This window comes from Acinetobacter sp. 129952 (assembly GCF_056642055.1).
In genome coordinates, this window is record NZ_JBWVSU010000001.1 from 40,469 (window position 1) to 67,144 (window position 26,676).

Below are 26,676 nucleotides of genomic sequence, written 5' to 3' on the forward strand. Positions count from 1 at the left end.
TACTGTTTAAAGTATTTTCTCATTCATATAACGCCAGTAGCGCTTTGGCACATATTGAATATGCAATTTCATGTTCTTGCGCGCCTGAATATTCACACTGTTGAAATAATCTTTCCAGAGCTGATCATATAGCAGCTCTTGATCATCCAGTTCAATACTGAATGACTGACTATGACCAATCCGGATTTGTGGATCAATTATTTCAGCGTTCATCTCGACCTGATGCATTTGCCTTAAATCATAATAAATACCGTAATTACGCTGCTCATCATAAATCAGCCAGCTTTGATCCTGATAACGCTCCTGAAAATGTCGGGAAATAATCGGCAAGACATTAAAGTCCGGTCTGACCAGACTTAGAAACAAGCCATCTTTGGCTTTTTTAAAGCGCACGAAAGCCTCCATGCGATGCTTTTCCCGTCCCACTTGCTTGGCCCATTGCGACATGCCGATCACCGCAGCATGACCATAATCTTTATCGACTGGACGCTGGTTTTGAAAGACATAGACTGCAAAATTAAAAAGAGTCTGGAACGCTGCTTCCTGCTCTGACAAAAAGGTATAGTAAAAAGCACGCAAACTGCTGGAAGATACTTTCTGCTTTAATCCCTGCCACACCCGCTGCCCATGCTGATCATTAGAGGCCACATGGATAAATTCATCAAATAAACCTGTTTGTACTTGAGGATTGGCCGTCACTATCACGTTAAATTCTTTAAACTCGAAAGCACGAAATACACAACTGAGCAGACCAGTCATGCTGCCATCAAAACAGTAACTTGCCACTAGAAACCCAATCCTAATTGAGGTGAAAGTTGCTGCTGATATTTGGATTGTCCTGACATCAAAATTTGCTGGCGAATCTGATGGGATTGCTGATCTTTCTTAAATTTCGGTGTATCTGCACAGCGGATAAAATGCTGCGCCCGGTTATAAGCCACGCCCATGCGTTTTAGCTGGTCAATATGAATCTGTCCAAAACGGCGGGCCTGTACAATTTTCTGAGCAGAACGCACGCCTATGCCGGGTACCCGTAGAATCATTTTATAGTCGGCACGGTTAATATCGACTGGAAAGGCTTCAGGATGACGCAAGGCCCAACTGAGTTTGGGATCAATCTCCAGCTCCAGATTCGGATGCTGCTCATCGACAATTTCATCAGCAGCAAAGCCATAAAAACGCATCAGCCAGTCGGATTGATACAGACGGTTTTCTCTTAATAATGGTGGTGCTGAGCCAATGGCGGGTAAGGCTTTCTCTTCAGGATTAATCGGGATATAACCAGAGAAATACACCCTTTTCAATTTGAATTCCTTGTAATGCTGGTCAGCCATCAAAATAATGTCCTGATCGGTTTCACTATGCGCGCCCACCACCATCTGTGTAGTTTGTCCGGCAGGTACAAACTTGGGGACTGACTTGATCAGCTTGCGTTCATCTTTGAGCTGGATCAACCGGTCACGCACAATGCCTAAGTCTTTTTGTACTTCAGCATGGGTTTTTTCAGGCGCAAATTTTTGCAGTCCCGCTTCCGTCGGCATTTCCAGATTAATACTCATACGGTCGACATACAGTCCGGCTTCGGTAATGATCTCCTGTGACGCACCCGGAATGGTTTTCAGATGGATATAGCCATTAAAGTTTTCTTCGAGTCTAAGTTTTTTGACCACCTGTAGCATCCGTTCCATGGTGTGATCGGCCGATTTAAAAATCCCCGAACTGAGAAACAAACCCTCAATATAATTACGCCGATAAAAGTTCATGGTCAGATCGACGACTTCCTGCACGGTAAATGCTGCACGCTGGACATCATTGGAACGGCGCGAAACACAATAGGAACAGTCAAAAATACAGACATTAGAGAACAGAATTTTCAATAAGGACACACAGCGGCCATCTTCGGTATAACTATGACAGATACCATTCCCGGTATTGCCCACGCCCTTGTCTTTATTTTTACGGTTGCTACCACTAGATGAACAAGACACATCATACTTGGCAGCATCGGCTAAAATTTGCAGTTTTTCACGGATACGATCAGACATGAGCTCAGAGAATATGTGACCAAAAAGCTATTATAAAGTGTTCAATTCTAGGCTAATAAAAGTTCTATCTTCTTGGCGACGTAGCGTGTCGCAAGAAATGTAAATAACACGTAACCCATGCTGCAGTATTTCAAAATAAAATAACCAATATGATTTGCTTAATTTTGTGCTCAAAGGCAAAGTAAAAGCATAACAAGGAGCAAATCTATGTCTTTATTAGAAAATCTCGGAATTAAACATCCTATTTTCTTGGCACCGATGGCAGGTGTCTCTACGCCAGAGCTTGCTGCCGAAGTGTCCAATCAGGGCGGCTTGGGTTCACTGGGTCTGGGGGCCAGTAGTATCGAGGCTGCACGACAACAGATTTTAAAAACCCAGGAACTGACAGATTGCCCTTTTCAGGTCAATTTTTTCTGTCATGAGAGTGTGCCTGTAGATGAAGCTGTAGCGCAGGCATGGATTGCCCAGTTTAAAGATAAATTTGCCGAATATGGCACTCAGGCACCGGATCATTTGGAGTGTATTTATCCGAGTTTTAAAGACAATGATGACTTCCTGAATCTGGTATTGGAAACCAAACCACGGGCGGTCAGCTTTCATTTTGGGATTCCACATCCGCATCAGATTCAAGCCTTAAAACAGGCCGGGATTCTGACCATGGTATCTGCAACTAATTATGCCGAAGCCAAAGCCATTGAAGCAGCCGGAATTGATATCATTATTGCGCAAGGTATTGAAGCTGGTGGCCATCGCGGGATTTTCTCGACCAAGTTTGATGCATCAGTTAAAACCTCGAATCTGGTGAAGCTGATCAAACAGCATTCTTCCCTGCCGATTGTAGCAGCAGGCGGGATTATGACGGGTGAACAAGCGCGTCAAATGATGGATTTCGGCGCAGATGCCGTGCAACTCGGGACTGCATTTGTGCAGTGTAAATCTTCCAATGCCAATGATGCTTATCGTAAAGCCTTATTTTCCAAGCCACTTACTCAAGTGAGTGCCAGTATTTCCGGTCGTCCTGCACGTGGCATTATTAACCACTGGCATATTGAGGTGGATACACCCGATCGGCTGGATGTTCCCGCTTATCCATATACTTATGATCTGGCCAAGCAATTACATGCTGCTGCTGCCGAACATGGGGATCAAGGTTATGGTGCATTCTGGGCAGGTTCGAACGTGGCACAGATTCGTGAAATGGAAGCTTCCGATCTGATTAACCAGCTCATACTGGAAATGAAGCATCTTTAATACTTGAATCATAAAAAAACCTCTCCACATGGAGAGGTTTTTAATTTATCTAGAATTAGCGTGTGACACGATGCCATGCATCTTTAACCGCGAATTTCGCTTCTTCCCAATTGAGGCGTGATTCACCTTTTAACTGTTCCCACTTGGTACGCAGTTCAGGTTCGGCACGATCAAAATCCGTATCATGCTCATACATTGGACGGTTTTCATAACCGACTCGATAAGCGCCACGATAATCACGATCATAATCTAGATCGCTATATGTGCTACGCGTTTCATTGAAATACGGGCGATTATGATACTCATCTCTCCAGTAATTATCTTCTGCACTCAAATGATCTGGATGTCGATAATTATCTGCCTCAGGCAAGTTTTCTGGATGCTGGTAATTATCTGCCTGTTTCTCATGATCAGGTGTCGCAATGTCATTACCTGCAATACCGCCAACAACACCACCGATAATACCACCCACCACTGCACCTGGAGGGCCACCTACCAGACCTGCAACTGCGCCTACCGAAGCTCCACCCAAAGTACCGGCACTGGTCGCAGCCAGATTATCTTCACCTTCATTCATGTCTGGAACACGAGGATTATCTTTCACGGGTGTATTCAAATCTGGACGTACATTAGTATCAGTCGGATTGATATTCAGGCCTTCACTGCGTTCTTGTGGCAATTCCGTTGACGTTTTATGGCTAAACTCTGTGACTGGACGATTGGTATTTGTCATTACAGATCTCCCTCAATGATGACAATAAACAAGATGGATCACATCTGGTTTATATCTAGATAGGTTCATCATAGAGGAAGCTTGAGTAAGCAATGTCCAAGTCCTGTCCAGTTTAAGTGAACAAACTTTAGTGCTCTGTATTAGACAGGCTGAAGTGTAAACAGAATGCAAAAATCAGCCTGCTCAAGATAAAAAAGGTAGGGATTTCACACAAAAAATATTACTTGATTCGCTGAATTTTGCCCGCCATTACTTGGTTTCCAGTAAATTCACCTGCTCGACTTGTACATCATTCATGGTTAAACCATGTTCTAGCAGTGCATTAAAATAATCCTCTACTACCCGATACTGGTCAGCAGTATTTTCTACCTGATACATGCTTTGACGAAATTCATTACTAGAACGCAGTCCTTTGGTGTACCAGGCAATATGTTTACGGGAAATCCGGCAGCCGGAATACTCGCCATAGAACTCGTATAATTCTGTCAAATGTCCCAATAGAACATCTTTCACTTCTGTAATACTCGGTGCATCAAGATGTTGACCGGTTTTCAAATAATGGGCAATTTCACGAAAAATCCAGGGCCGACCTTGTGCTGCACGACCAATCATAATTGCGTCTGCACCAGTATAATCCAGCACATATTTGGCTTTTTCCGGACTGTCGATATCACCGTTAGCAATCACGGGAATCTTCAACATTTCCTTTACATCTTTAATTAAGGAATAACGCGCGGTATTCAGATACATATCTTCACGGGTACGGCCATGTAAAGCCAGTGCCGCAATTCCGGCTTGTTCAGCACGTTTGGCGACCCGTATAATATTTTCCTGGCCGTTCAAATAACCAAGACGGGTTTTTAAGGTCACTGGCACATCAACTGCAGCCACAACTGCATCCAGAATACGCGCAACTAGATCTTCATCCTGCAATAAAGCAGAACCGGCGAGTCGGTTACAGACCTTTTTGGCTGGGCAGCCCATATTAATATCAACAATTTGCGCACCATTGGCCACCTGATAACGTGCCGCTTCAGCCAGATCATGGGGATCTGAACCAGCAATCTGCGCTGAAATCGGTGCCAGCTCTCCATCAAAATTGGCACGATATAAGCTCTTTTTACTCATGCGCAAAGTTTTGTCAGATGTCATCATTTCACTGACCGCATGGCCTGCACCAAAGTATTTGCACAAGGTTCTAAACGGACGATCGGTCACACCTGCCATGGGAGCGACAATCAAATTGTTTGACAGTTGATATGGACCAATATACATATAAATTCATCACTTTTTTGATGGGCATAGTATACTGCATCTGCCTTATTCGCTCATCTTTTCAATTAATTTACGACACCATGAATAAAACTTTCGCTTCTTGTTTTTCTTTTAAGTCATTGTCTGTACTTGCACTTTCTCTGAGTCTTGCCGGCTGTGGCAATGGTTCATGGTGGTCAAAAGAGGATGAACCGACACTTGAAGTTGAACATATTCGTAAAGCTATTCCAAGCCGTGTCAACCAACGTGAGTCTTGGGCACAAGATATTTATGAAATCACAGAGCAGCTTGGCATTCCTCAAACCAAGGAAAATGTTTGTACGATTGTGGCAGTGGTTGATCAGGAATCTAACTTTGTTGCAGATCCTACTGTTCCGGGTTTGGGTGAAAAGGCGGTTAAGGAAGTCCAAGGTCGCCTTGATGAAAAATTCAAAGATAAGCTTGGTCAAGCAATTGGTGGCACAGTTGCAGGATATTTCCAGGAAGTTCTCAAGAACCATCCGAGTCCTGAAGACAACTACTTAAGCCAGATGCGCCGGGTCAAAACCGAACGTGAACTCGACGAATTATATCGTGAAATATTTGATTATATGTCAAAGCATTATCATGTTAGCGCCCTGACTGGTGCTGCCAAACTGGTCGGCCAGAATATTGGCGAGAAAATGAATCCGATTACCACCTTGGGTTCAATGCAGGTACATATCAGCTATGCGAAAGAACATAAACGCCAAGGCGGCAATATCGCGGAGTTACGTACTGATCTCTACAGTCAATATGGCGGTCTGTATTATGGGATTCATCGCCTGATGATGTATCCGGCAGATTATGACAAGCCGATTTACCGTTTTGCGGACTATAATTCCGGTATGTATTCCAGTCGAAATGCTGCTTTCCAGAGCATGTTGAATGATTTAACTGAGGCCGAACTCGATCTGGATGGCGATTTATTACTCTACACCAAAGATGGCGCGATCCGTTCGCAGAAGAGTCAATCTGAGCGTGAGTTAATCAGTGTTTTTGCCAAAAATAATTTTATTATTACTGAACGTCAAATCCGAGCTGATTTAAAGAAAGAAAAAGACAAAGACTTTGAAGATACGATGACTTATCGTGGTGTCAGCAAGCTCTATCAGGAAAAAACCGGTAAAGACCCTATTTATGCGATCATGCCTGAAGTGGTTATTTCCGGACCAAAATTAAGTCGTGATTATAATACTAACTGGTTTGCTACCCGCGTCGATGGTCGATATCAAACATGCATGCGCAAAATCAAAAATCTAAAACTCTAGCCTTATTTGATTTTGATGGAACCCTGTATCTACATGATAGCTTTACCGGGTTCATTTTCCATGCCTTAAGAAAACGGCATATTGTGAAACGCGGCATGCAAATTTTGCCATGGATACAGGCCTATTATTTAAATTTCTATCCGGCACACCGCATGCGACCCAAATTGTATGCCAGCATGTTTAAAAACAGTGATGCAGAGGAAATTCTGCAATTAGCTCAGGATTATGCACAACAACTGATGCTTAAGTTAAATCCGAAATTATTAGAACAGCTTAGGCAACATCAAGAATTAGGCCATGAAGTGGTGCTAGTTTCCGCATCTCTGGATTTATATTTAAAACCGGTCTGCAGCTATTTAAATATCGATTTAATCTGTAGCGAAGTTGAAATCAAAGCTGGGAAAATGACAGGGTTATATCAAACTCCTGACTGCAGTAATCAGCAAAAGAAAATTAGAATTCTAGAAAAATATAATCTGGATAATTATGCTGAAATTTATGCTTATGGGAATAGCAAGGAAGATATAGAAATGCTCAGTCTGGCGCAGCAAAGCTATTTTGAGGGTCAAGATCAACAGCTTCCAAAAATTAATATTTCAGCTCATTCGATGCCATATTAGTCCTTTCCATTCTATCGGGTTAACCTACTAAACACCTTTAGACAACGCTATAAATGGCAGATTAACTTTTTTACTTTATGCCTTGAAATCATCTTAAATAGCTTCGTAATCAGGATTTCTACTTCCTGAAGTATTCGCCTCCTAGCTAAAAAAACCACTTCATTTGAAGTGGTTTTTTTAGCTTTAAGAAAAATTATTTCTTAAACGGAAATGCATATTTCACAATACGTTTGATCACACTACCGTACTGTTTTACCAAGCTGGCATTGTTATAGTTCAAACCATATTTTTCACAAACTGCCTGAACTTTTGGCGCCATTTGACGATAGCGGCGTGCAGGTACATCAGGATACAGATGATGTTCAATCTGATGACTTAAATGACCCGTCAAGATATGAAATGCTTCAGAACCAGTCAGGTTGGATGAACCACGGATCTGACGCATATACCAGTGACCACGACTTTCATTTTGCAGCACCGATTTCGGGAATACTTCCACATCTTTGGTAAAGTGACCACAGAAAATAATACTAAAGGTCCAGATATTACGCAGACCATTGGCCACCATATTGCCAGTCAAAACCGGTAAAGCCGCAGGACCTGCGATGAGTGGAAAGAATACATAATCTTTAAACAGCTGTTTACCGATTTTGCTCTGCATTGGACGCCATTCTTCTTTGGTCTGCTCTTTGCTTTTGCGACCTTTGAAGTATTTACCCAATTCAAGATTCTGAATCGCAACGCCCCACTGGAACAATAAACAGAATGGCACTGCATAAATCGGTTGCAATAAATAACCCGGTTTCCAGCGCTGTTCCGGGAACAAGCGTAATAGACCATAACCGATATCATCATCCATACCCTTAATATTGGTATAAGTATGATGCTTAAAGTTATGGGTTTGACGCCAGTTGTCTGAAGTCCCTACAATATCCCATTCATAAGTCTGACCATTGAGTTTAGGATCATTCATCCAGTCATATTGACCATGCATGACGTTATGACCCAACTCCATGTTTTCCATGATTTTGGCAAAGCCTAATAGACCTGTGCCTAGCAACCATGCTGGTGGGAACCAGCCTGCAAACAATAAGGCGCGACCGGCAATCGATGAGTAACGAATGGTTGAATAGACACGACGGATATATTTCGCATCTTTTTCACCTAGATCATCTAGCACTTCTTGCTTAATCGCATCAAGTTCACGTGCAAGTTCATCAAGTTCAAACTGGGTTAATTCACGGTTTTTAGGATTTTTAAAATACTGTAATTTTACTGGCATATTCATAGGATAAAACTCGCTTATAAGTCGATGACAAGGTCAGTCTGCGCTGAGTTAATACAAATTTTGAGCAGGTTGCCGGGTTCGGTATTTTGCGCACCATTGACCAAATTCTTGGTCGAACCTTCTACTTTATTGCAGGCACATTTATTACAAATGCCCATACGGCAACCATGTGTCGGTTTAATATTTTGCTGTTCCAGGCTCACCAAAATGGACTGGCCTTTTGGAATGCTGACAATTTTTTTCGACTGGGTCAGGGTGACATTAATAAAGCCGGTATCCGATTGATCCGCCAAGCTCATGCTAAATGCTTCACCTTTAAACTGTTTTGCCTGAGCAAAAAGCTGTTCTGCTTTGGATACAAAACCTGAAGGACCACAGCAATATACGATGCTATTTTCCAGATTTTGCAGATCGGTCAGATAGGTTTCATCAAGACGTGCAGCAGCTGGCTGTTCTTGAGTGGCATACACATGAAATGAGAAATTTGCATGTTTTTGAGCAAGTTCTTCAAACCGTGCTTTAAATGCGGCATCCTGATCTTTTTTAACCCAGTACCAGAGAGTAACCGGTGCAGATAGTTCACCTTTTTTGCTCAAGCTTTCCAGCATACTGAGCATTGGGGTAATACCACTCCCTGCTGCAAGCAAGATCAATGGACTCGTCTGCACAGGCAAGGTCATATCACCATAAGGCTGACCAAATTCGATCACATCACCTACTTGTGCCTGTTCTGCCAACCAGGTACTGACTTTACCGGCATTGACTTTTTTCACGGTCAATAAAACATGTTGCGCATCTACACGGGTCAAACTATAGCTACGTTCATAACGGATGCCGTTTACCACCACATAGACCGGATGATGCTGCCCTGCTTCACCAAACTTAAATAAGCGATTCACTTGAATTTTCAGACTCAGCATATCCTGTGCTGCATTTTCTATATGCACGATCTTGCCTAATGGCTGATTCAACGACCATACAGGATTGAGTTTCTGAATCCAGAAATTAATTGCATGCTGATCAACTACACTATCAGACAGTGCATTCAATGGCATTTTAAGTTTTTGCAGTACATGCATCGTTTGTGACATCACCTTGGGTTTTTAATTATTATACACATGTATATATATTTGTATATACAACCGTATTGTTTCTAATCATTTCACAAGCTTGACTGGCTCGGTTATAATAAAATGATTCATGCATGAACCTATCGATGAACGAGCCTTCAATGAAAATAAGCAGTGACGCATCTTTATTACAATCGAAAAGCATTGATGAGCCGATTATCGTACGGAGTGTCGGTCGCAAGGCCACCATTACCAAGGAAGAACTGTTTCAGGCTGCGTTGAATCTGATTGGGCCACAAAAAAGTATTTCCTCTTTAAGTCTACGTGAAGTCGCGCGTGAAGCTGGTATTGCACCGAACAGCTTCTATCGTCATTTTAAAGATATTGATGAACTGGCCATTGAGCTGATTGATCGTGCCGGAATTGTATTGCGTCAGATTTTGCATGAAGCACGTCTGCAAGCTTCTCGCCAGAACAGCATCATCCGCAGTTCTGTGGAAGTTTTTATTGCCCAGCTGGATGCCGATGAAGGCAATCTGAGCCTGTTATTACGTGAAGGCTATACTGGCTCCAAGTCTTATAAACAGGCGGTAGAACGCCAGTTAAATTATTTTCAGCAAGAACTTCAGGATGATTTGATTCGTCTAGAACGCCTAAACAACAAGAAGTTATTTCATCCGGATATTGCCGCCAAAGCCATTACCCAACTGGTCTTCAACATGGGCGCCAATGTGATTGATATGCCTGCCGAAGACCGTAAAGAAATTGCCGAACAGACCATGATCATGATTCGGATGATTCTGGAAGGTGCGCGTCATCTGGAAGATTCCCAGCTGCGCTAATTTTCCGATTTGCATGAAGTAATATAAAAAGAGACGTAATCAACGTCTCTTTTTTATGATGATTACAAAAGTACAAGTTGAGCTTTAACCGCCTTTGCACTGGCCTCCGGATACTCAAGCGGGAACATATGCCCGCCCTCAACCACAGAATAATTAATCTGATAAATCTTGTGCATCCCTTGTGGCAAACCCTGCTGATAAAACTGGCTTTGCTCTGCAGTCATCAGATGCATCGGCACTTCAGGCGGTCGGCGTGGTGTTCTCCACCACCAGGCTGGCACAGTCCGGAAGATTTCCGCTTCTATCTGTTTTGGAATAGTTAACGTCACCCCACCACGTTCAGGTTCTGGCTGAATGCCGCTCTCGATATAATCAGCAAAACACTGCTCATCGAAATTTTTAAATAAGCGGTTAAACCGGAGTGCTTCAATTGCGACCTGTTTCGATGGCCAGTAATCTTTGCGTTTTAGCGTAATTCCTGCGGGTGTATAACGATCGACACTTTTTAGATTCAGCTTTTTGATCAGTTCAAACATGGCGCTGTTTTTTCCAATCACAAATGGTGGATCCATAATGATCAGCTTGGAAAACAGTTCGGGACGTCGATACGCCGCCATAAGGGTCACCAGACCACCAAAGGAATGTCCTAAGCCAATCACTTGCTGCTGAGGAAACTGCTGCTCGATATCTGCAATGACTTCATCGACCAGATAACGCCAGTCTCGCGTAATTGGATATTGTGGGTTCATGCCGATAAAGGGAATCGCTTTGACCTCATAGTCTTGCTGAAAACAGTCCAGAAACTTCCGATAAGTTGCCGAAGGGATACCATTGGCATGGGTAAAATGTAAGGCTTGCTTCATTATTTTTAAACGCAGTGCGTATTCATCCTGAAATCGTAGGCCAAGCTTAATGCGCTGCGTATTAATTTGGCAGTACAAAAATGCTCAACGCATGACCTCAAAGTCACTTCTCGCTATCTCTAGAAAAATAACAGACTTATTTCTGCGATACAGTCAAATGCTGCATGGGTAGAAAAATCGCCCCGCAACTGGTTTTATCCCCCGCGATGACTACCGCTCTTCCTTTGACTGTAATTGATAAGTCGCTAGCAATTGCCCCGACCATGGTCTGGCATTTGGGACAATAATGCTTCATGCCATTTAAATGTACGGCGATACTATTGATCAAAAAAGAGGGTTCACATTCAGTCACCATGCCGCCATGACTGGTCTTTGTGCCAAGGGTAATCAATGCTTTTGACATACTTTGTCATTCTTATTATTCAGTAGGCTAATTTTAAACAGGAGGAAAATGACAGACCAGCATTCTCCGACAAAAAATAATAAACCCGGATTTTGCCCATAAAAAAAGCAGCCCGAAAGCTGCATTTTTTTATTGCGTAAAGCTTAAGGCTTGACCACGACCATCACCTGAATCGCTTCCGGTGTTACCGATAAACCATCCAGCAGGCTTAGACCCTCTTTCTGCAACTTCTGTAAACGTGCAATTTCATCTTCACGGATACTTGGGTTGAACTGTTTCAAATAGGTCAGGCGATCAATTTCATATTGCCATTTATTGCCATACACTTCTTTGGCTTGCTGCTTGAAGCCCGGCAATGCACTGCGTGCCAGTTCAAGCGCTTGCTGATAACGTGCTTCAATCACATCACGACGTGCTTTCACCACCTGACGGCAGCTATTACCATCTAAATGATGCAAGTAAGGTTTCAGGATTTCTGGTGCAATCTTTTGTGATAGATCCTGACCTTTTTCACTGAGCAAGACACGAATCAACTGTTGCGGCAAGCTAGACGGCAAGTTCAATGCTTTCGGAGCCACCACATCGACCTTGAACCATACTTCTAACAATACCGAACCTTGTGGCAATGCTGCAGATTTTAATACCGCAACGTTGGTGCTACCAAAGCCTTGGGTATTGATCATTTCCATCACACTTTCAGTGAATGGATGTTCAAGTGTCAGGTATTGGGCATCTTCACGGATTTGCGCCTGATCACGATAGAAAGTCGCTGTAATCCCCTCTTCATCTAGCGTCAAACCTTGAACCTGCATTTGATCGGTTGGCTTGATGATCACTGTACCGTTACTTTGCTCATCAAAGTCGATATTCGTAGACGCCATAAAGCGCTTCATGAAAATCGGCAAAGTGGTATTGTCATCATAGTCTTCAAGCGCGTTAACAATTTCCTGTGCCACCACCGGACGGCAAGAATTGTATTCAAGCAAACGGTCACGACCTTCCTGCAATTCAGCTTCCAGCGCTTCACGTTGCACGCTGACTTCTTCTAGCAGGTCTTCAAACTCTTGACCTTTGTCCGCCAATAGACAGTCTTTTAAGCGAACAATAAAATTTTCTTGCAAGGTCTGTGCAGTTGGAGAAATATTGCTGAAAATATTCAAAGCTTCGTTATACCAGCGGAACATACGTTCTTGTGCAGTTCCCACCAGATAAGGCACGTGAATCTGAATGCGGTTTTCCTGACCGATACGATCCAGACGACCAATACGCTGTTCCAGCACATCCGGGTTCGCAGGTAAATCGAACAGAATCAGATCAGAGGCAAACTGGAAGTTACGTCCTTCTGAACCGATTTCCGAACAAAGCAGAATCTGCGCGCCATACGAATCTTCAGCAAAATAAGCTGCGGCCTGGTCACGTTCTAATAAGCTCATGCCTTCATGGAACATTGCCGTACGAATACCGGCATGTAAGCGAAGTACATTTTCCAATGCTTCAACCACTGGACCGCTACGTGCAATCAGTAAGACTTTCTTGTGTTTTAAATCAGTACGCAAACGCTCCATCAGCCACATCACACGTGGATCAGCTTCCATCCACGAGCCATCTAACTGGGCTTCTTCAGGCCACATTTGCTCACGTAATTTACCGTCTTTAGACCAATGTTCTGGTGCCGGTAATGGCGCTGGCTGACAGTCACGGCCCGGGAAACCTTGAATCGCTTCACGCGTATTACGGAACAGGATACGGCCTGTACCATGACGGTCTAAAAGCTCATGAATGGCACGGAAACGCTGCTCAGGATGGTCTTCAATCGGATGACCTAACAAGGCTTCAATCGCAGTTAAATGCTCGGCTTCTAGCGGCATGTCTGACATCAGCACTTCTGCAATTTTAGCTGTATGCTGATACTGTGCTTCTTCGTCGAGGAAACGATCCAGCGAGTTAAAACGCTGTGGATCAAGCAAACGTAGGCGTGCAAAGTGACTTTCCACACCGAGCTGTTCAGGTGTTGCCGTCAATAACAACACGCCCGGCGTATGTTCAGCCAGCTCTTCGACCAGATCATAACGGTCATTACCACCATCTTCTTCACTCCACATCAAATGATGCGCTTCATCGACCACCAGCAAATCGAAACCTGCTTCAAGTGCCTGTTCACGCAGATCTTCATGGTCGACCATCAAATCGACAGAGGCAATAATTTTTTGTTCGGTCAGGAATGGGTTCTGTTCAGGATCATGTTCTTTGATCGATGCCGTACGAGTCAAATCAAACAGCGAGAACTCAAGATTGAAACGACGGCGCATCTCGATCATCCACTGATATTGCAGTGAATCCGGCACTAAAATCAGGATACGTTCAGAACGGCCAGTTTTCAGCTGTTGATGGATGATCAGACCCGCTTCAATAGTTTTACCCAGACCCACTTCATCGGCCAGTAATACACGCGGTGCAAAACGCTGACCGACTTCATGGGCAATATACAATTGATGCGAAATCAGGCCGACACGTGAACCTACCAGACCACGCAGTGGACTGCTTTGCATATTGGCCTGCATTAGCAGCGCTTCAATACGCAGGTCATACCATTCTTTATAATCGACCTGACTGGCCAATAAACGGTCTAGAGGCTTAGACAGCTGGATGGTGGCACCAATACGGGTTTCATTCAGCGATTTACGTTCTTCAGTTCCATCTTCCAAGGTACGAACGACATGATAACGTACCACGCCATTGCGGTCTTCAACGGATTCTACAATCCACTTGGTCCCTTCCTGATCCTGTAATTCATCTTTCACATTAAATACGATACGAGATAAGGGTGCATTGCTACGTGCATAGACGCGGGTTTCATCGCTTTTCGGGAATAAAATGCTGACCGACCGCTCATCAACATCAATAAGAACGCCTAAACCGAGTTCTGTTTCAGTATCTGATAACCAACGTTGACCAATAGCAAATTGCTGCAATTTTTCCACCTTTATCTTAAGTACAAGATTATGAATATTAGGCTCAATCACGAAACGTCATTGGAGCAAAATTCCACACCTTCAAGCAATGTATTTTGACATAAAGCCCACTAAAAAGTGAGCATAATTCACGCCGATTAAAGAAGTATTTCCTAGAACGGCGCCGGACAATAAAATTCGACTAACTGCTCTGTTTGAGGATGATAAAAACTCAAACGTTCCGCGTGTAAACATAAACGCGAGCTGAGCTGTTGCTGTTCGGATGTCGCATATAAGGTATCGCCAATAATCGGATGTCCGAGATATTGCATATGCACCCGTAGCTGATGTGAACGGCCGGTAATTGGGATCAGTTTCACCCGGGTCACAGGCTGTCCCTGAATATTAAAATGTTCAATCGCCTGCCAATGCGTGATGGCCGGCTTATGATGTGCGGGATCTGCGATATGTAAGGGCGGACGGCTTGGATCATATACCACCGGCACTTCAATAGTGCCTTCACCTTCGAGTGTACCTGCAACCACAGCCTGATAGGTTTTATCAGTCTGGCGTTCCTGAAACTGGCGGGAAATGGTTTTTTGTCCCCATTTGCTCAGACCAAAGGCCAAAATACCGGATGTATCGCGATCCAGTCGATGAATCAGTAAAGTTTTGGGTTCTAGTTTGACCAGACGGTTGATCAGGCAATCTTGTAAGTCTTCTGTTTTACCGGGAACTGTGAGTAAACCTGCAGGTTTGTGGATGACCATGAAATCGTCATCACGATGTATCAGATGTTCGGTTAGAAAATTACTCAAAGTTCAATCCCAGGCTGATCGCGAAAAACAAGGCGGCAATGATAGAAAGCTTAGCCAAGAATTACAATGCGCATTTATGTAAATGACGATGAAATTTCCGATTTAGCGCATAAAAATGCTCAATCGCCGCACATCAACCTGAGGATTTTAAAATGAAGCCTGCCAATTCATGCAAAGACGGATGTTTTAGCACATCTTCATAACGGATATTGGCACCATGCGCACGCCATATACCGACCAGACTCACCATCGCTACCGAATCCAGACCATAATTTTTTAAATCGACATAGGGATCAATTTCTAAGGCATCTATATCCAGCTGTTCCGCGACAGCCAACATAATGCCTTTGGTTGACAATACATATTCTGACGGCGCACTTAAATCCCATAAGCGAGTCAGGCTATAGGTATTTAAGTGATGTATCCCCTGTGCTGAAATATTTTCGATCCATTGAATATGCTGATCTTGATTCGCCAATAAAATCACATCATCGACCACACCGATTTGATCCGTCACACTCATCAGATGCGGCAAAATCTGTTTCAGCATCGGTGTAACCTGCCCGGCAAAAATCAGTTGCGGATGCATTGAGGCATATTCTCCCAATTGCTGCATGCCTTGCATCAGGTCATCACCATATAAGTCAACAATCGGAATATCGAGTGCTTTGGCTTTATTGCTGATCTGGATCAGATGACTCATTAGGTCGCTTTCTTGTATGCCTACCATCATCCTTAAATTTTGTAATCCCACTAAAACCAAAACAGATTCATTTGATGCAAGCTGCCATTTGGCTTGGGATGGAGCAAGTTGGATTTTTTTGGGCATAGAGTACAGCATGGGAGGCTCTTATAAATACAAAATAGCATGATGATTCATGCTATTTTAGTTTAGCATTATTTGAAAAACACTTTGATTTCACAGATGATTATTGTTCTAATTTCGTATCATCGCCATTATGTTAAATGGCTTTAATTTTGCTTAGCCCTATATTCATTAAATGCTAGAAGCATTCCCTCTTTTTGTTCTGCGGAGGCATCTGGAAATGAATAAAATCTTTCATAATCTTTTCTAAATTGGCTGCTTTCAATTCTTTTAGCTAAGTCATCAATAAAACCTTTTCCTTGAGTCTGATATTGCTGAATCGTTTGTTTATCTAGGCAGATAGTTTTCGCCCAAGAAACTGCACTCATATTTATACAAACATTGAGGTATATATTTTCGCTATCCTCATATAGTTCCCAAAAATAAGGCTCTATTTCTATAAGTTGCATTTCACTAGTATTTCCAAACTTTTAATTATTTCTAAAATTAACATAATACACGTTATACGAAATTCTTTTGATTTCCTTTTTAAATTATAACTTTATTGTATATAGACAAGCCCACTCATTAGCGATTGGGCTTTTTAGTTGATATTTCACGTTCCACGCTTCATTTTGGTACAACTTTGAATGATTTTATTAAATTAAGCTGATCAATTTCTATTTTGGATTAGCTTTGCTTAGCCAAAAATTTCTCAATGGCTACCTGTGCAATCTCCGCATCTTCAAACGACTTCACACCCGACACACCCATCGCACCGACGAGCTGGCCTTGATACAGAATCGGTTCACCACCTTCCAACATTCCTGAGAAAGTTTCCATGGTCAGAAAACCCATCTGTCCGCCTTTGATAATATCCTCAAACAGTTTGGAGGGATGGCGACTCATAGCTGAACATTTAGCCTTTTCGACGGCCAGATTTGCAGTCATCGGTGCTGCACCATCCATACGCTTCATCGCAAGCAAATTACCCGTTTCATCTACGACTGCAATACTGACATTAAAACTGTTCTGAATGGCATATTGATGGGCTTGATCTAATAAAAATTCCGCATCGCTTAAAGTCAAATAATGTTTGGTTTGCATGAAAATGATCTCTAATTTTAAATGTAATTCCCCCTAAGCCTGAGCCATATATAGCGCAAGAATACTGGAGGAAGTCTTTAAATTTTCATTTCTATTCGATAGATGAAAGCCCTCTCCTTTAAGGAGAGGGTTTGGGAGAGGTATTACGCTTTCATCTCAGCAAAAGTTTCTTTAGCCGCTTGAATCGTGTAAGCAATATCTTCATCACTATGCGCAGCAGAAATAAATCCTGCTTCAAAAGCAGATGGTGCAAGGTTTACGCCACGATTTAACATGCCATGGAAGAATTTACGGAACGCATCGACATCGCATTTCAGCATAGAGTCGAAGCTAGTAATATCTTCCTGATCGGTAAAGTAAAGACCAAACATACCGCCCACTTGTTGGGTCTTGAATGAAATGCCTGCTTCATCAGCAGCAGTTTGTAAACCGGCGAGCAATTTTTCGAGTTGTGCGGTTAATTTTTCATAAAAACCTTCGGTACGTAAATGCTTGAACATCTCGATACCGGCACGCATTGCCAGTGGATTACCCGACAATGTACCTGCTTGGTATACCTTACCCAATGGCGCGATGCATTCCATCACTTCACGTTTACCACCGAAAGCGCCCACTGGCAGACCTGCACCAATAATTTTACCCAATGTGGTTAAATCCGGAGTCACACCATAATGTGCTTGTGCGCCACCCAGCCCAACACGAAAACCTGTCATCACTTCATCAATAATAAACACTGAACCATGTTCATCACAGACATCACGAATCGCTTGCAGGAAACCGTCAATTGGTTTCACCAGGTTCATGTTGCCTGCGACTGGCTCAACAATCACGCCGGCAATTTCTGAACCAAATTTGGCAAAGCATTCTTTTAAAGTCGCGATGTCGTTATACGGAAGTGTCAGCGTATGTTTTGCAAAATCCGCTGGAACACCTGCAGACGTCGCTTCTCCTTCACCACTGGTCAACAAGCCAGAACCGGCTTTTACCAATAATGAATCTGAGTGACCGTGGTAACAACCTTCAAATTTTACAATCTTGTCACGGCCAGTATAACCACGTGCTAAACGAATCGCGGTCATGGTCGCTTCTGTACCTGAGTTGGTCATACGCACCAGTTCAATCGATGGCATGATCTCGCAAATAATATCGGCAAGCGTGGTTTCATGAACTGTGGGCGCACCAAAGCTCAAACCATCAACCGCAGCATCCTGAACAGCTTTAATAATAGCGGGATGTGCATGACCCAAAATCATCGGCCCCCATGAACCCACATAGTCCACATAACGCTTGCCATCGACATCATACAGATACGCACCTTGGGCTTTTTCGATAAAGATCGGCGTCCCACCGACACTATTAAATGCACGTACAGGTGAGTTGACGCCACCCGGGATATGTTTATTGGCTTGTTTGAACAATTGTTCTTGCTTTGGAGATAAGCTCATGAAGGCACTCGACTCAAAATTAAATCAATCAAAAAATTTTATGTTGTAGCTTGAAAAAGCGCAGACCATTCATCTAAACGTTCAGGAATGGCATTCATAGGAAGCCCCAATATATCACTAATCACCGCGCAATAATGCGCACCTGACTCAATAACATCCTTGGAATTTTCAACCGTTAAACCGCCAATCGCACAGAGAGGTACGTTTAATTTCTCTTTGGCCAGTTTTAAGGTTTCCAGACCAATATTACCGGCTTCTGGTTTACTATCAGTCGCATAAATTGCTCCAAATGCCACATAATTCGCACCATCAGCAATTGCCTGTTCAGCCAGCTCAAGTGAGTTATTACAGCTACGGCCAATCAACACGCCTTTAGGCAAACGCGCAACAGCGTCGACAATCGAACCATCATCCTGGCCTAAATGCACACCCACACCGTATTTAACCGCCATTTCCAGATCATCATTAATCACGAAAGGTACGCCATATTCAGCACACATAGCTTTCATATATTCGATTTCGTAAATTTGATCTTCTTTCGCCACTTTTTTACGGCGATATTGCAAGACCGCAACACCACCATTGGCCATAGCACCTTCCAACTTCGCCAATAAAAGTTCTAATGGATCATCATTGGTAATTAAATATAAACCGCGCATCTTGCTCGCCACTTGCTAGGATGGCTCTATTATAGGCATAACTGGGTTTGATTTCCGCAGTCCTGCTATTTTCAAGCCTGAACAGCAACAGATTTGCAGTTTTTTAGCGCGATTTATCAATTAAATCTTAAATATCCCCATTTTCAGGGATATACGGTCTTTCAAATCTGCGTTTTAATTGCCTTATAACAATAATTATAAAGTGTTAATGCTTACGCCCTCCGACAAACGCTTTTAGGATTTTGCAGATAACTTGGTGGAGAAGTTGCAAAATTCTAAGAGCGATTTTTTTGTCTTTTTTTCGCCTGGCTCAAGCGTACTCAAATTAATTAATATTAAAAATACCCATTTTCAGGGATAGCCCAATCGGCACGAAGCGTCTTAAATAGCCTTAGACACAGAAAATAAACAGAAAAATAAATACCTGTGTCGGTAATACCCGATCCTTTCTGGTTTTGAGTCATTCTTTTGTGGGGAGACGTTTCAAAGCCAGAAAGGATCTTTTACTTTCAGCACAAATCCACATGAATTCTTCCATGAATATTTACACAATAGCATCAGCAAAATTTTAGACATTTATTGATAGCAAACAGGCATAAAAAAAGCCCGGAGAAGGTCGCTCCAGGCTTGGAAAACTGTTGTATTGATTAAAATAGAATGGTTGATCAAAAAACCTAATCTGCAATAACATAATTATTAGAATAATAATTCTAGACTTGCAAGGCTTTTATCGAAATTTCATGCTTTAAGTGGGCACATTCCGATAAAAGTCATTCTGGCTCAACTGGAAATTTTATCGTATTTACGGTCGATCAGACTGATATTACCGCGCAGCACATCGGCAAACATGCGCCAGTCCGAGATAAAGCTATATACAGGCTGTTTGAAGCTGGCCGGTTTATTGCGCTCAAAGATAAAATGACCGACCCAGGCACAGGCATAACCAGATAGCAAACCATAGGCAAAATATCGCGGCTTGCCTTGACGAATGGCTTTGGCAAAACAGTATAAACCGATGCTACTGCCGGCCACGTGCAGACGGCGGCTGATAATATGCCGATGCTCAGTCAAATAGAAGCGATAAAATTCATGATAGTTCTTAATCGGCATCTGGGGCTGAACCATCACCTCATTCTTACTTTCTGGTTGTACTTGTACATTCATCTGTCATCATCCTGACGTTTTTGTTTTACATTAGCGTATATTTTAGCCAAATAACAGCCTTTTGATGCGCGCTTCAATGCATCTTGCACATCCTCGTGAAGGCCTGAATCCGATCGTTTTAGCCTAAAATGAACCGATGAAATCTAAGTTTCAAACTTCTGTTTAAGCTTTTTATGTTCCGTCAAGTCTTACATGCATTTTGATTTTGGTTACAATCTGCTGCGCACAAATCTAAAAATATAATTGCGGCTGCTGTCCGCCTTATTTCATAACCTTATTCAAGTGAAGATTCAGCGCTTAATTGCACTGAACAGATAGGATGATCATCATGGTTGAAGTTGAACTCAAGTTCCAGATTCCTGCGGCACGACGCACTGCACTGCTCAAGGCACTTGATCCGAAAAAGTCTCAACAGATCCAGCTTCAAGCCAAATATTATGATACTACCGACCGTCAACTGGCCCGGCATGGGGTGGCACTGCGTCAGCGTCTGGAAGGTACACGTTGGGTGCAAACACTAAAAGCGGCCGGGAAAAGCCACATCGAACGCTTTGAACATAATCATGATCTAGGGGAATTAACCGCATCTCCTGAACTGGATTTAGATATTTATAAAAAATTTCCAGAAGCCGGGGCAATTCTCAACAATGCGCTCAGCAATCAGTTCAACCAGCTACAACTCCAGTTTGAAACCGACATTTCCCGCACGTTAAGGGTAATTGACTATGAAGACACCCAGATCGAAGTCAGCCTGGATATTGGACAGATCCGCACACAGGATGCCGAGCAAGAAGTACATGAAGTCGAGTTCGAACTAAAAAATGGTTCAATTCAACATCTGCTGGCGTTTAGTTTTGAATGGGTCAAGAAATACCAGCTCTGGCTCGATGTACGTAGCAAGGCTGAAATAGGCAATTTATTGGCCACTTCACAGCGCGTCAGTCCTGCGACCCTTAGCAAAGAATTTCAGATCAGCAAAAAAGACAGCGCCAGTAAAACCATGTACAGTCTGATTGCACAGCAGATGCAGCATTTATTGCCGAATATCGCGGCGATTGCAGCTCAGGTTGCAGAGCAGGAACATATTGATCAGGCACGACTGGCACTGGATCACTTATATCTGACCTTGCTGCTCTTCAAAGACTGGCATCCACAGCTTTCGGACAAATGGGCACATCAACTGGCGGCCTTTAAGCAGCAATTTGAACATTTGCAACATTTACAGCATATGCAAAACAGCTTGGCCGGCTTCCTGCAAAATCCCACCACGGCAGAAAACCTGAGCAAAGATATTCTGTATGCGCAGGAGAAACTCGGTAATCTGGTCAAATCTACCCAGAATGTGCATCATTATCTGGAATTACTGATGTTCAGTTTAAATGAAAATGAGCATGCCTCGCTGGACTTGAAAACTGCTGCTCAAACTACCTTGCAACAGCAATATAAAGCTTTGCAGGAACAAATGAACCAGACCGATATCACTGATTTTGAAAGTCTGGATCAATTGTCGGGCCGGATTCAGGAGCTCAAATTCAGCTTTCCGATTTTAACCACGATCTATGATGTCAAAAATTTGCAGAAATACAGCAAAGCGCTGAACGATGCTCAACTGGCAGCCAGTGAATATCAAACTTTGGCCTCTTCTGCAGTTTATATTCAGCAGACCGAGCTGGAAGCAAGTGACTGGTTTGTGCTGGGCTGGCTGACCGCCAAGCAGGAAGTCTATGCGCAGAAACTGCTTGAAGCGACCGAACAGTTCTTGGTCAGTCGTAAATTCCTGAAATAAACATATTGAAATAAATATCACAAGAAAAACTCAAAGCACGCCTTCTCTGGCGTGCTTTTTTGTTGCAGAAGCACATCACACCCCTGCCGATCTTTGGGCTATATTAATCTATAAAACCAACATCGCGGAGGAATGACCCGATGGCAGAAATAGAACTCAAATTCCAGATTCCGCCACAGTCTCGTGTGCAATTTGAACAGGACATCCAGAAACTTCAGCCGACTCGGCATCGCCTGTGCGCACGCTATTTTGATACTGAAGCACAGCAATTACAACAACATCAGATTGCCCTGCGGCAACGTCTGGAAGACCAGCAATGGATTCAAACCCTGAAAGCAGCGACTGAACAACAATTTGAACGTTTTGAACTTGAGCATGAATTAAAAAGTCCTCCGGAACATTGTGATTTTCAGTTATATCGCAAGCATAAACCGGCCAAAAAAATCCTGAAACAGGCGCTCGGTGATCTGGAGACACCGCTTATTCTGCAATTTGAAACAGATGTCGTACGGTATGTACTCACAGAAAGTCATCTGGACAGTAAGATTGAAATTGCCTTTGATGTCGGAGAAATTCGACACAATGATCAAGCCATCGATATTTATGAAGTCGAATTTGAGCTTAAATCCGGCCAGCTGAGTGAATTGATTGATTTCATTCAGCCCTGGGTTCAGCGTTATGCTTTGTGGCTGGATACACGGAGCAAATCGAAACGCGGTTTTGCCTTATTACATGGTGAAGAGAGTCTACCGGTTCAGCATCAGCTTCCCTTAGTGCTTGAGCAGAAAGATCAGATCAGTACGATTTTGCAAAAGATTGTCGTCAATTGTTTGGCTCATCTTTTCCCAAATGCGACGGCGATTGCTGCCGAAAATTATAATAGTGATCATGTGCATCAGGCACGTGTTGCGATTCGACGTTTGCGCAGTGCTTTTAAAATTTTCCAGTCCGTGACTGAACATGTACAGCCAGAATGGCCGGAACAGCTACGGGATATTTTTCAGCAATTGGGTTCTACCCGAGATCGCGATGCCTTGGCAGAAAGCCTGATTCCACAACTGGAAAAAGCAGTTTCACCCTTACTGAAATTACCACCACACCGACAAAAACAACCAGATATCAGTGCGCTGTTCAGAAGTCCTGCCACAGTAGAATTAATGCTACAACTATTCAGCTTTAGCCAAGAAAATACAGAGGGTAAAGCCAAGTCTTCGCATAAAATTTTGTGTAAAGGCCTGAGCAAGCTGCATCAGCAAATCTGTCAGGATGCCGAGAACTATCAAGAACTGGATATTGAATCCCGGCATCGCACACGCAAACGGGTCAAACGCTTACGCTATAACGTAGAATTCTTGCAAAGCTTATTTCCTGAAAAAGAGGTTAAAGCCTATCTAAAAGCCTTAAAACCCTTGCAGGAAAGTCTCGGGCATTATAATGACCTATTTGTAGCAGACGAATTATTTAGACCTTATGTCAAACAACAGGCCAAGGCCTGGTTTGTGCTAGGCTGGATAAGTGCGGAACAGCAGCGTTTGTCGAACGAAGCAGCAGAGCGTTTACAACAGTTTGCAGAAAATACCAAGCCCTTCTGGTAAGACCGGGCTTGGTCAAACTGTGCTAGCGATATTTGCCGAATACTTTCCAGGTATTATTGTCTGCCAGAGGATCGTTATAACTGTCGCTGCGTTGCTTGCGTGGCTTATCGCGTGCATCGACCAGTTCAAAATGTGGCTCAACACTCAGCACAATCCCATTCACATAAAAACGGGTGCGCGTATATTCGCTCTGGCCATGCTGAAACACATAAGTGCGTAAATCCACAAATTCACGGTGTGCCACCAAAGCTGCAGTATCGTCACTATCAAGCCACTGCCGCATGGCTGCAATCTGCTCGGGTTCGAACTGGCCGCATTTTTCGATCAGGCTGGCGACCCCACGAAAAGTTTTGGATTCCTTGGCGCGGGTTTTATTAATGCGAATCCGGTCAACATGAAAATAAAACAGCGGCAAGTTTAAATGACTCGGCAGATGGATCGCATCCAAGATTTCATCTTCCATAAAAGGCTGAAACAGATCCTGTGCCCTTTCAATCAGCCCGAGCCACTGGCTATAGTATTCATCTACCTGTGACTGGCTGCCATAATAAATCGGCAAGCCTTCAACATTGGCTAGATTTGCCGGTGGCCAAATATTCTGGCGCAATAAGGCAATATCACTTTTTAGGCTTTGTACTGCAATCGCATCCTGCATGGCATTCACTTTTATATGCTTAGGCTATTTTTTAGATTAAGGCAAAGGTTTAGTTTCTGCAAGGCTTTGCCTATAATTAACGATTGAGATTTTAGTGTTAGGAACAAATTCATGGTTCAAAAGATTGAAGCAACCGATGTAACCGAAGAAGAAGCGTTAAATGCGGCATTCTTTGAACGTGCTGATGAATTTATTCAACAAGCCAACGAGTTTTGTCGCGTAGAAAAAGGCTCACAGGAAAAACCGAGCGATAAGCGCGGTCAAGTCAGTGCGGCGATGTTATTTGGTACTGCCCGTTTCAATACCTGGGTGGCAGCAAATAATTTTAAAGATGGCAACGAGATGCGTGATGCCAAAGATCAGGTCATGTCTTATATCTTGCAGCAATTTCAAATGATGCTGGAAGATAACTATGATGAATATTGTGAACAGTTCGAAAACTATTTACGTTTCCGTCACAATGAAGAGTTTCATGCCAACAAGCATAATCATGATCACAAGCACGATCATTGATTAAATACGAAAAGCCCCGCGGGGCTTTTTTTATTTGTTGTCATTTATCATATTGACTTTGAAATGATTTTTACCCTATATAAATTGAATAATAAATAAACTAAAACAAGGCATCTTATGCAGCAACTTCCCTTTCCGATCATTGACCCGCATATTCACCAATGGGATCCGTATAACACGCCACATGCGGCAGCGCTCGCGGTCAAGCTGTTCGGCAAGCACCCCAGATTGCTGGACAAAATGGTGCGGCTGCTAAAACCTAAAGATGTAATTGAGACCATTGGACTGACTCAGCATCTGACCGCCCCTTATCTGCCTGCGAATTACAAGAAAGATTTTGGGCATTACGAAATCGAACAAATTGTACATGTCGAAGCCAGCTGGCATGATCAGAAAGGTACAGGCGTGATGGATGAAACCCATTTTATCGCCGGACTTCCTTTTGATCAGCATAATATCCGGCTAGGTGGGATTGTCGCCACGGCGGACCCACGACAGAAGAACTTCAAGCAACTGATTCAACTACATCGAGAAGCTTCTCCCAAGTTTCGCGGCATCCGTAAAATGGCTGCGGTACATCCGGATAAAGGGATTCATGCCTGGACCAATGAACCGCATCTCTATCGCAACAAAAATTTTCTGAAAGGCTTTGAGGAACTGGCCAAGCAAGATTTAAGCTTTGATGCCTGGGTATATTCTCCCCAGATTGCGGATGTTACTGCGCTGGCCAAAGACTTTCCAAACACCCCTATTGTGCTGGATCATCTGGGTACGCCCGCAGGTTTATTTGGCAAGGTGGGCAAAGCTACAGGCAAGACCGAACAAGATCGCGCCCAGATATTTGCAGACTGGAAAGATCAGTTGACAGAACTGTCTGAATGTCAGAATGTATCGACCAAAATGTCTGGTCTGTTTATGCCCGTTTTAGGTCATGATTTTCATCAGCAGAAACGGCTGGCAAGTAAACAGGAATTAGTGGAACGTGCAACTCCCTTGATCCAGCATGCTTTAGACTGCTTTGGTTCTAAACGCGTGATGTTTGCATCCAACTTTCCAATGGACAGTGTCAGCAGCTCACTCACCAACATTATTGATGCCTTTAGCGATATTGTACAGGACTACAATGAAAATGCGTTAAAGCCGATCTTTTATGAAAATGCTAAAGCGTTTTATAAATTAGAAGAATAAGAGTCTGGATCCTTAAAAAAGGAGGAAAATACATATGCTCTGGGAAGAAATGATCGCTAGTCCCTTGTCAGAAAAGCTTTTATATACTTGCTTGGTGATCTGTTTTAGTGGAATCGCATCCTACTATTACCAACATATGATCCACTTACCCTTTAATAAAGATATCGCTTTAGGATCAATCTTGGTATCAGGTGGTATTTTCCTTTTTCTCTTTGCCACTTTCTGGTGGAGCTTGCCCTGCGCTGTATTATCTGGTGTTTTAGGTGGAATCCTGTTCACCAGAAAAGTTACTTAAATTGGGCTTTTAATAA

26 protein-coding genes are annotated in these 26,676 nt (G+C 43.1%); 9 read left to right on the top strand and 17 right to left on the bottom strand.

Translation table 11 applies throughout. The features are described 5' to 3' along the window. Positions 1-6: 6 nt before the first annotated feature. Complete coding sequence (locus tag AC1IR0_RS00185) at positions 7-786, bottom strand: TIGR03915 family putative DNA repair protein (protein ID WP_409655178.1); 780 nt, start codon at positions 784-786, stop codon at positions 7-9. Then, positions 786-2,045, bottom strand: coding sequence for a putative DNA modification/repair radical SAM protein (locus tag AC1IR0_RS00190; RefSeq protein ID WP_409655181.1), 1,260 nt, complete (start codon positions 2,043-2,045; stop codon positions 786-788). The genes AC1IR0_RS00185 and AC1IR0_RS00190 overlap by 1 nt, the downstream gene beginning before the upstream one ends. A 207-nt stretch (positions 2,046-2,252) precedes the next feature. On the opposite strand from AC1IR0_RS00190, the gene AC1IR0_RS00195 reads away from it, so the two are divergent. Further along, complete coding sequence (locus AC1IR0_RS00195) at positions 2,253-3,296, top strand: NAD(P)H-dependent flavin oxidoreductase (RefSeq protein WP_409665715.1); 1,044 nt, start codon at positions 2,253-2,255, stop codon at positions 3,294-3,296. Between the two features lie 55 nt (positions 3,297-3,351). Here AC1IR0_RS00195 and AC1IR0_RS00200 read toward each other — a convergent pair whose 3' ends face one another. After that, a complete protein-coding gene (locus AC1IR0_RS00200; RefSeq protein ID WP_409655186.1) occupies positions 3,352-4,029 on the bottom strand; it encodes a hypothetical protein in 678 nt (225 codons plus the stop codon). Positions 4,030-4,278: 249 nt separating this feature from the next. Next, the gene (dusB, locus tag AC1IR0_RS00205) at positions 4,279-5,304 is read right to left on the bottom strand and encodes a tRNA dihydrouridine synthase DusB (protein ID WP_004646654.1); all 1,026 of its coding nucleotides are present in this window, start codon (positions 5,302-5,304) and stop codon (positions 4,279-4,281) included. An 80-nt stretch (positions 5,305-5,384) separates the two neighbouring features. Between dusB and AC1IR0_RS00210 the strand changes: the two genes are divergently transcribed. Continuing rightward, complete coding sequence (locus tag AC1IR0_RS00210; protein ID WP_441368011.1) at positions 5,385-6,593, top strand: DUF1615 family protein; 1,209 nt, start codon at positions 5,385-5,387, stop codon at positions 6,591-6,593. Beyond that, complete coding sequence (locus AC1IR0_RS00215) at positions 6,560-7,213, top strand: HAD-IB family hydrolase (RefSeq protein ID WP_409655193.1); 654 nt, start codon at positions 6,560-6,562, stop codon at positions 7,211-7,213. Before AC1IR0_RS00210 ends, AC1IR0_RS00215 begins: the two co-directional genes overlap by 34 nt. A gap of 193 nt (positions 7,214-7,406) precedes the next feature. Here AC1IR0_RS00215 and AC1IR0_RS00220 read toward each other — a convergent pair whose 3' ends face one another. Further along, entirely contained in the window at positions 7,407-8,501 is a 1,095-nt protein-coding gene (locus AC1IR0_RS00220) for a fatty acid desaturase family protein (RefSeq protein WP_004646650.1), read from the bottom strand. A gap of 14 nt (positions 8,502-8,515) precedes the next feature. Then, positions 8,516-9,580 carry a flavin reductase family protein gene (locus AC1IR0_RS00225; protein ID WP_191113006.1) on the bottom strand — a complete coding sequence of 355 codons (1,065 nt, stop codon included), beginning with the start codon at positions 9,578-9,580 and terminating at the stop codon, positions 8,516-8,518. 152 nt (positions 9,581-9,732) lie between these two features. On the opposite strand from AC1IR0_RS00225, the gene fabR reads away from it, so the two are divergent. Further along, positions 9,733-10,413, top strand: coding sequence for an HTH-type transcriptional repressor FabR (gene fabR / locus AC1IR0_RS00230; protein ID WP_004729898.1), 681 nt, complete (start codon positions 9,733-9,735; stop codon positions 10,411-10,413). A 62-nt stretch (positions 10,414-10,475) separates the two neighbouring features. Here fabR and AC1IR0_RS00235 read toward each other — a convergent pair whose 3' ends face one another. From AC1IR0_RS00235 to AC1IR0_RS00280, 10 genes are all read right to left on the bottom strand, one after another. Then, positions 10,476-11,276: an alpha/beta fold hydrolase gene (locus AC1IR0_RS00235; protein ID WP_005107259.1), complete on the bottom strand. Its 801-nt coding sequence runs from the start codon at positions 11,274-11,276 to the stop codon at positions 10,476-10,478. Positions 11,277-11,412: 136 nt separating this feature from the next. Continuing rightward, positions 11,413-11,679, bottom strand: a complete 267-nt coding sequence (locus AC1IR0_RS00240; protein ID WP_213687152.1) for a PAAR domain-containing protein — start codon at positions 11,677-11,679, stop codon at positions 11,413-11,415. Between the two features lie 143 nt (positions 11,680-11,822). Next, positions 11,823-14,660 (bottom strand): RNA polymerase-associated protein RapA, encoded by a 2,838-nt coding sequence (rapA, locus tag AC1IR0_RS00245; RefSeq protein WP_312584835.1) that lies wholly within the window; start codon positions 14,658-14,660, stop codon positions 11,823-11,825. A gap of 143 nt (positions 14,661-14,803) precedes the next feature. Beyond that, positions 14,804-15,448, bottom strand: coding sequence for an RluA family pseudouridine synthase (locus AC1IR0_RS00250; protein WP_348962285.1), 645 nt, complete (start codon positions 15,446-15,448; stop codon positions 14,804-14,806). Between the two features lie 133 nt (positions 15,449-15,581). Beyond that, on the bottom strand, positions 15,582-16,289 hold the full coding sequence (locus AC1IR0_RS00255) for a phosphopantetheine-binding protein (RefSeq protein WP_409655199.1): 708 nt from the start codon (positions 16,287-16,289) through the stop codon (positions 15,582-15,584). Between the two features lie 131 nt (positions 16,290-16,420). After that, positions 16,421-16,723: a hypothetical protein gene (locus AC1IR0_RS00260; RefSeq protein WP_004280001.1), complete on the bottom strand. Its 303-nt coding sequence runs from the start codon at positions 16,721-16,723 to the stop codon at positions 16,421-16,423. 220 nt (positions 16,724-16,943) lie between these two features. Continuing rightward, positions 16,944-17,360, bottom strand: coding sequence for a GlcG/HbpS family heme-binding protein (locus AC1IR0_RS00265; RefSeq protein WP_004280003.1), 417 nt, complete (start codon positions 17,358-17,360; stop codon positions 16,944-16,946). 143 nt (positions 17,361-17,503) lie between these two features. Further along, entirely contained in the window at positions 17,504-18,805 is a 1,302-nt protein-coding gene (hemL, locus tag AC1IR0_RS00270; RefSeq protein WP_409652966.1) for a glutamate-1-semialdehyde 2,1-aminomutase, read from the bottom strand. Positions 18,806-18,843: 38 nt separating this feature from the next. Beyond that, positions 18,844-19,464, bottom strand: coding sequence for a thiamine phosphate synthase (thiE, locus tag AC1IR0_RS00275; protein ID WP_114542138.1), 621 nt, complete (start codon positions 19,462-19,464; stop codon positions 18,844-18,846). Positions 19,465-20,244: 780 nt separating this feature from the next. Further along, the gene (locus AC1IR0_RS00280; RefSeq protein ID WP_409652964.1) at positions 20,245-20,628 is read right to left on the bottom strand and encodes an Mpo1-like protein; all 384 of its coding nucleotides are present in this window, start codon (positions 20,626-20,628) and stop codon (positions 20,245-20,247) included. A 328-nt stretch (positions 20,629-20,956) separates the two neighbouring features. Between AC1IR0_RS00280 and AC1IR0_RS00285 the strand changes: the two genes are divergently transcribed. Together AC1IR0_RS00285 and AC1IR0_RS00290 are read left to right on the top strand one after the other, a co-directional pair. Beyond that, entirely contained in the window at positions 20,957-22,414 is a 1,458-nt protein-coding gene (locus AC1IR0_RS00285; protein WP_409652962.1) for a CYTH domain-containing protein, read from the top strand. A gap of 140 nt (positions 22,415-22,554) precedes the next feature. Further along, positions 22,555-24,009 (top strand): CYTH and CHAD domain-containing protein, encoded by a 1,455-nt coding sequence (locus AC1IR0_RS00290; protein ID WP_409652960.1) that lies wholly within the window; start codon positions 22,555-22,557, stop codon positions 24,007-24,009. 22 nt (positions 24,010-24,031) lie between these two features. Here AC1IR0_RS00290 and AC1IR0_RS00295 read toward each other — a convergent pair whose 3' ends face one another. After that, complete coding sequence (locus AC1IR0_RS00295) at positions 24,032-24,664, bottom strand: hypothetical protein (RefSeq protein WP_004280010.1); 633 nt, start codon at positions 24,662-24,664, stop codon at positions 24,032-24,034. Between the two features lie 111 nt (positions 24,665-24,775). Between AC1IR0_RS00295 and AC1IR0_RS00300 the strand changes: the two genes are divergently transcribed. From AC1IR0_RS00300 to AC1IR0_RS00310, 3 genes are all read left to right on the top strand, one after another. Further along, a complete protein-coding gene (locus AC1IR0_RS00300) occupies positions 24,776-25,177 on the top strand; it encodes a DUF3144 domain-containing protein (RefSeq protein ID WP_004280011.1) in 402 nt (133 codons plus the stop codon). Positions 25,178-25,294: 117 nt separating this feature from the next. Next, entirely contained in the window at positions 25,295-26,365 is a 1,071-nt protein-coding gene (locus AC1IR0_RS00305) for an amidohydrolase family protein (protein WP_409652958.1), read from the top strand. Between the two features lie 34 nt (positions 26,366-26,399). Then, a complete protein-coding gene (locus AC1IR0_RS00310; protein WP_159123777.1) occupies positions 26,400-26,660 on the top strand; it encodes a hypothetical protein in 261 nt (86 codons plus the stop codon). Positions 26,661-26,676 lie beyond the last annotated feature (16 nt).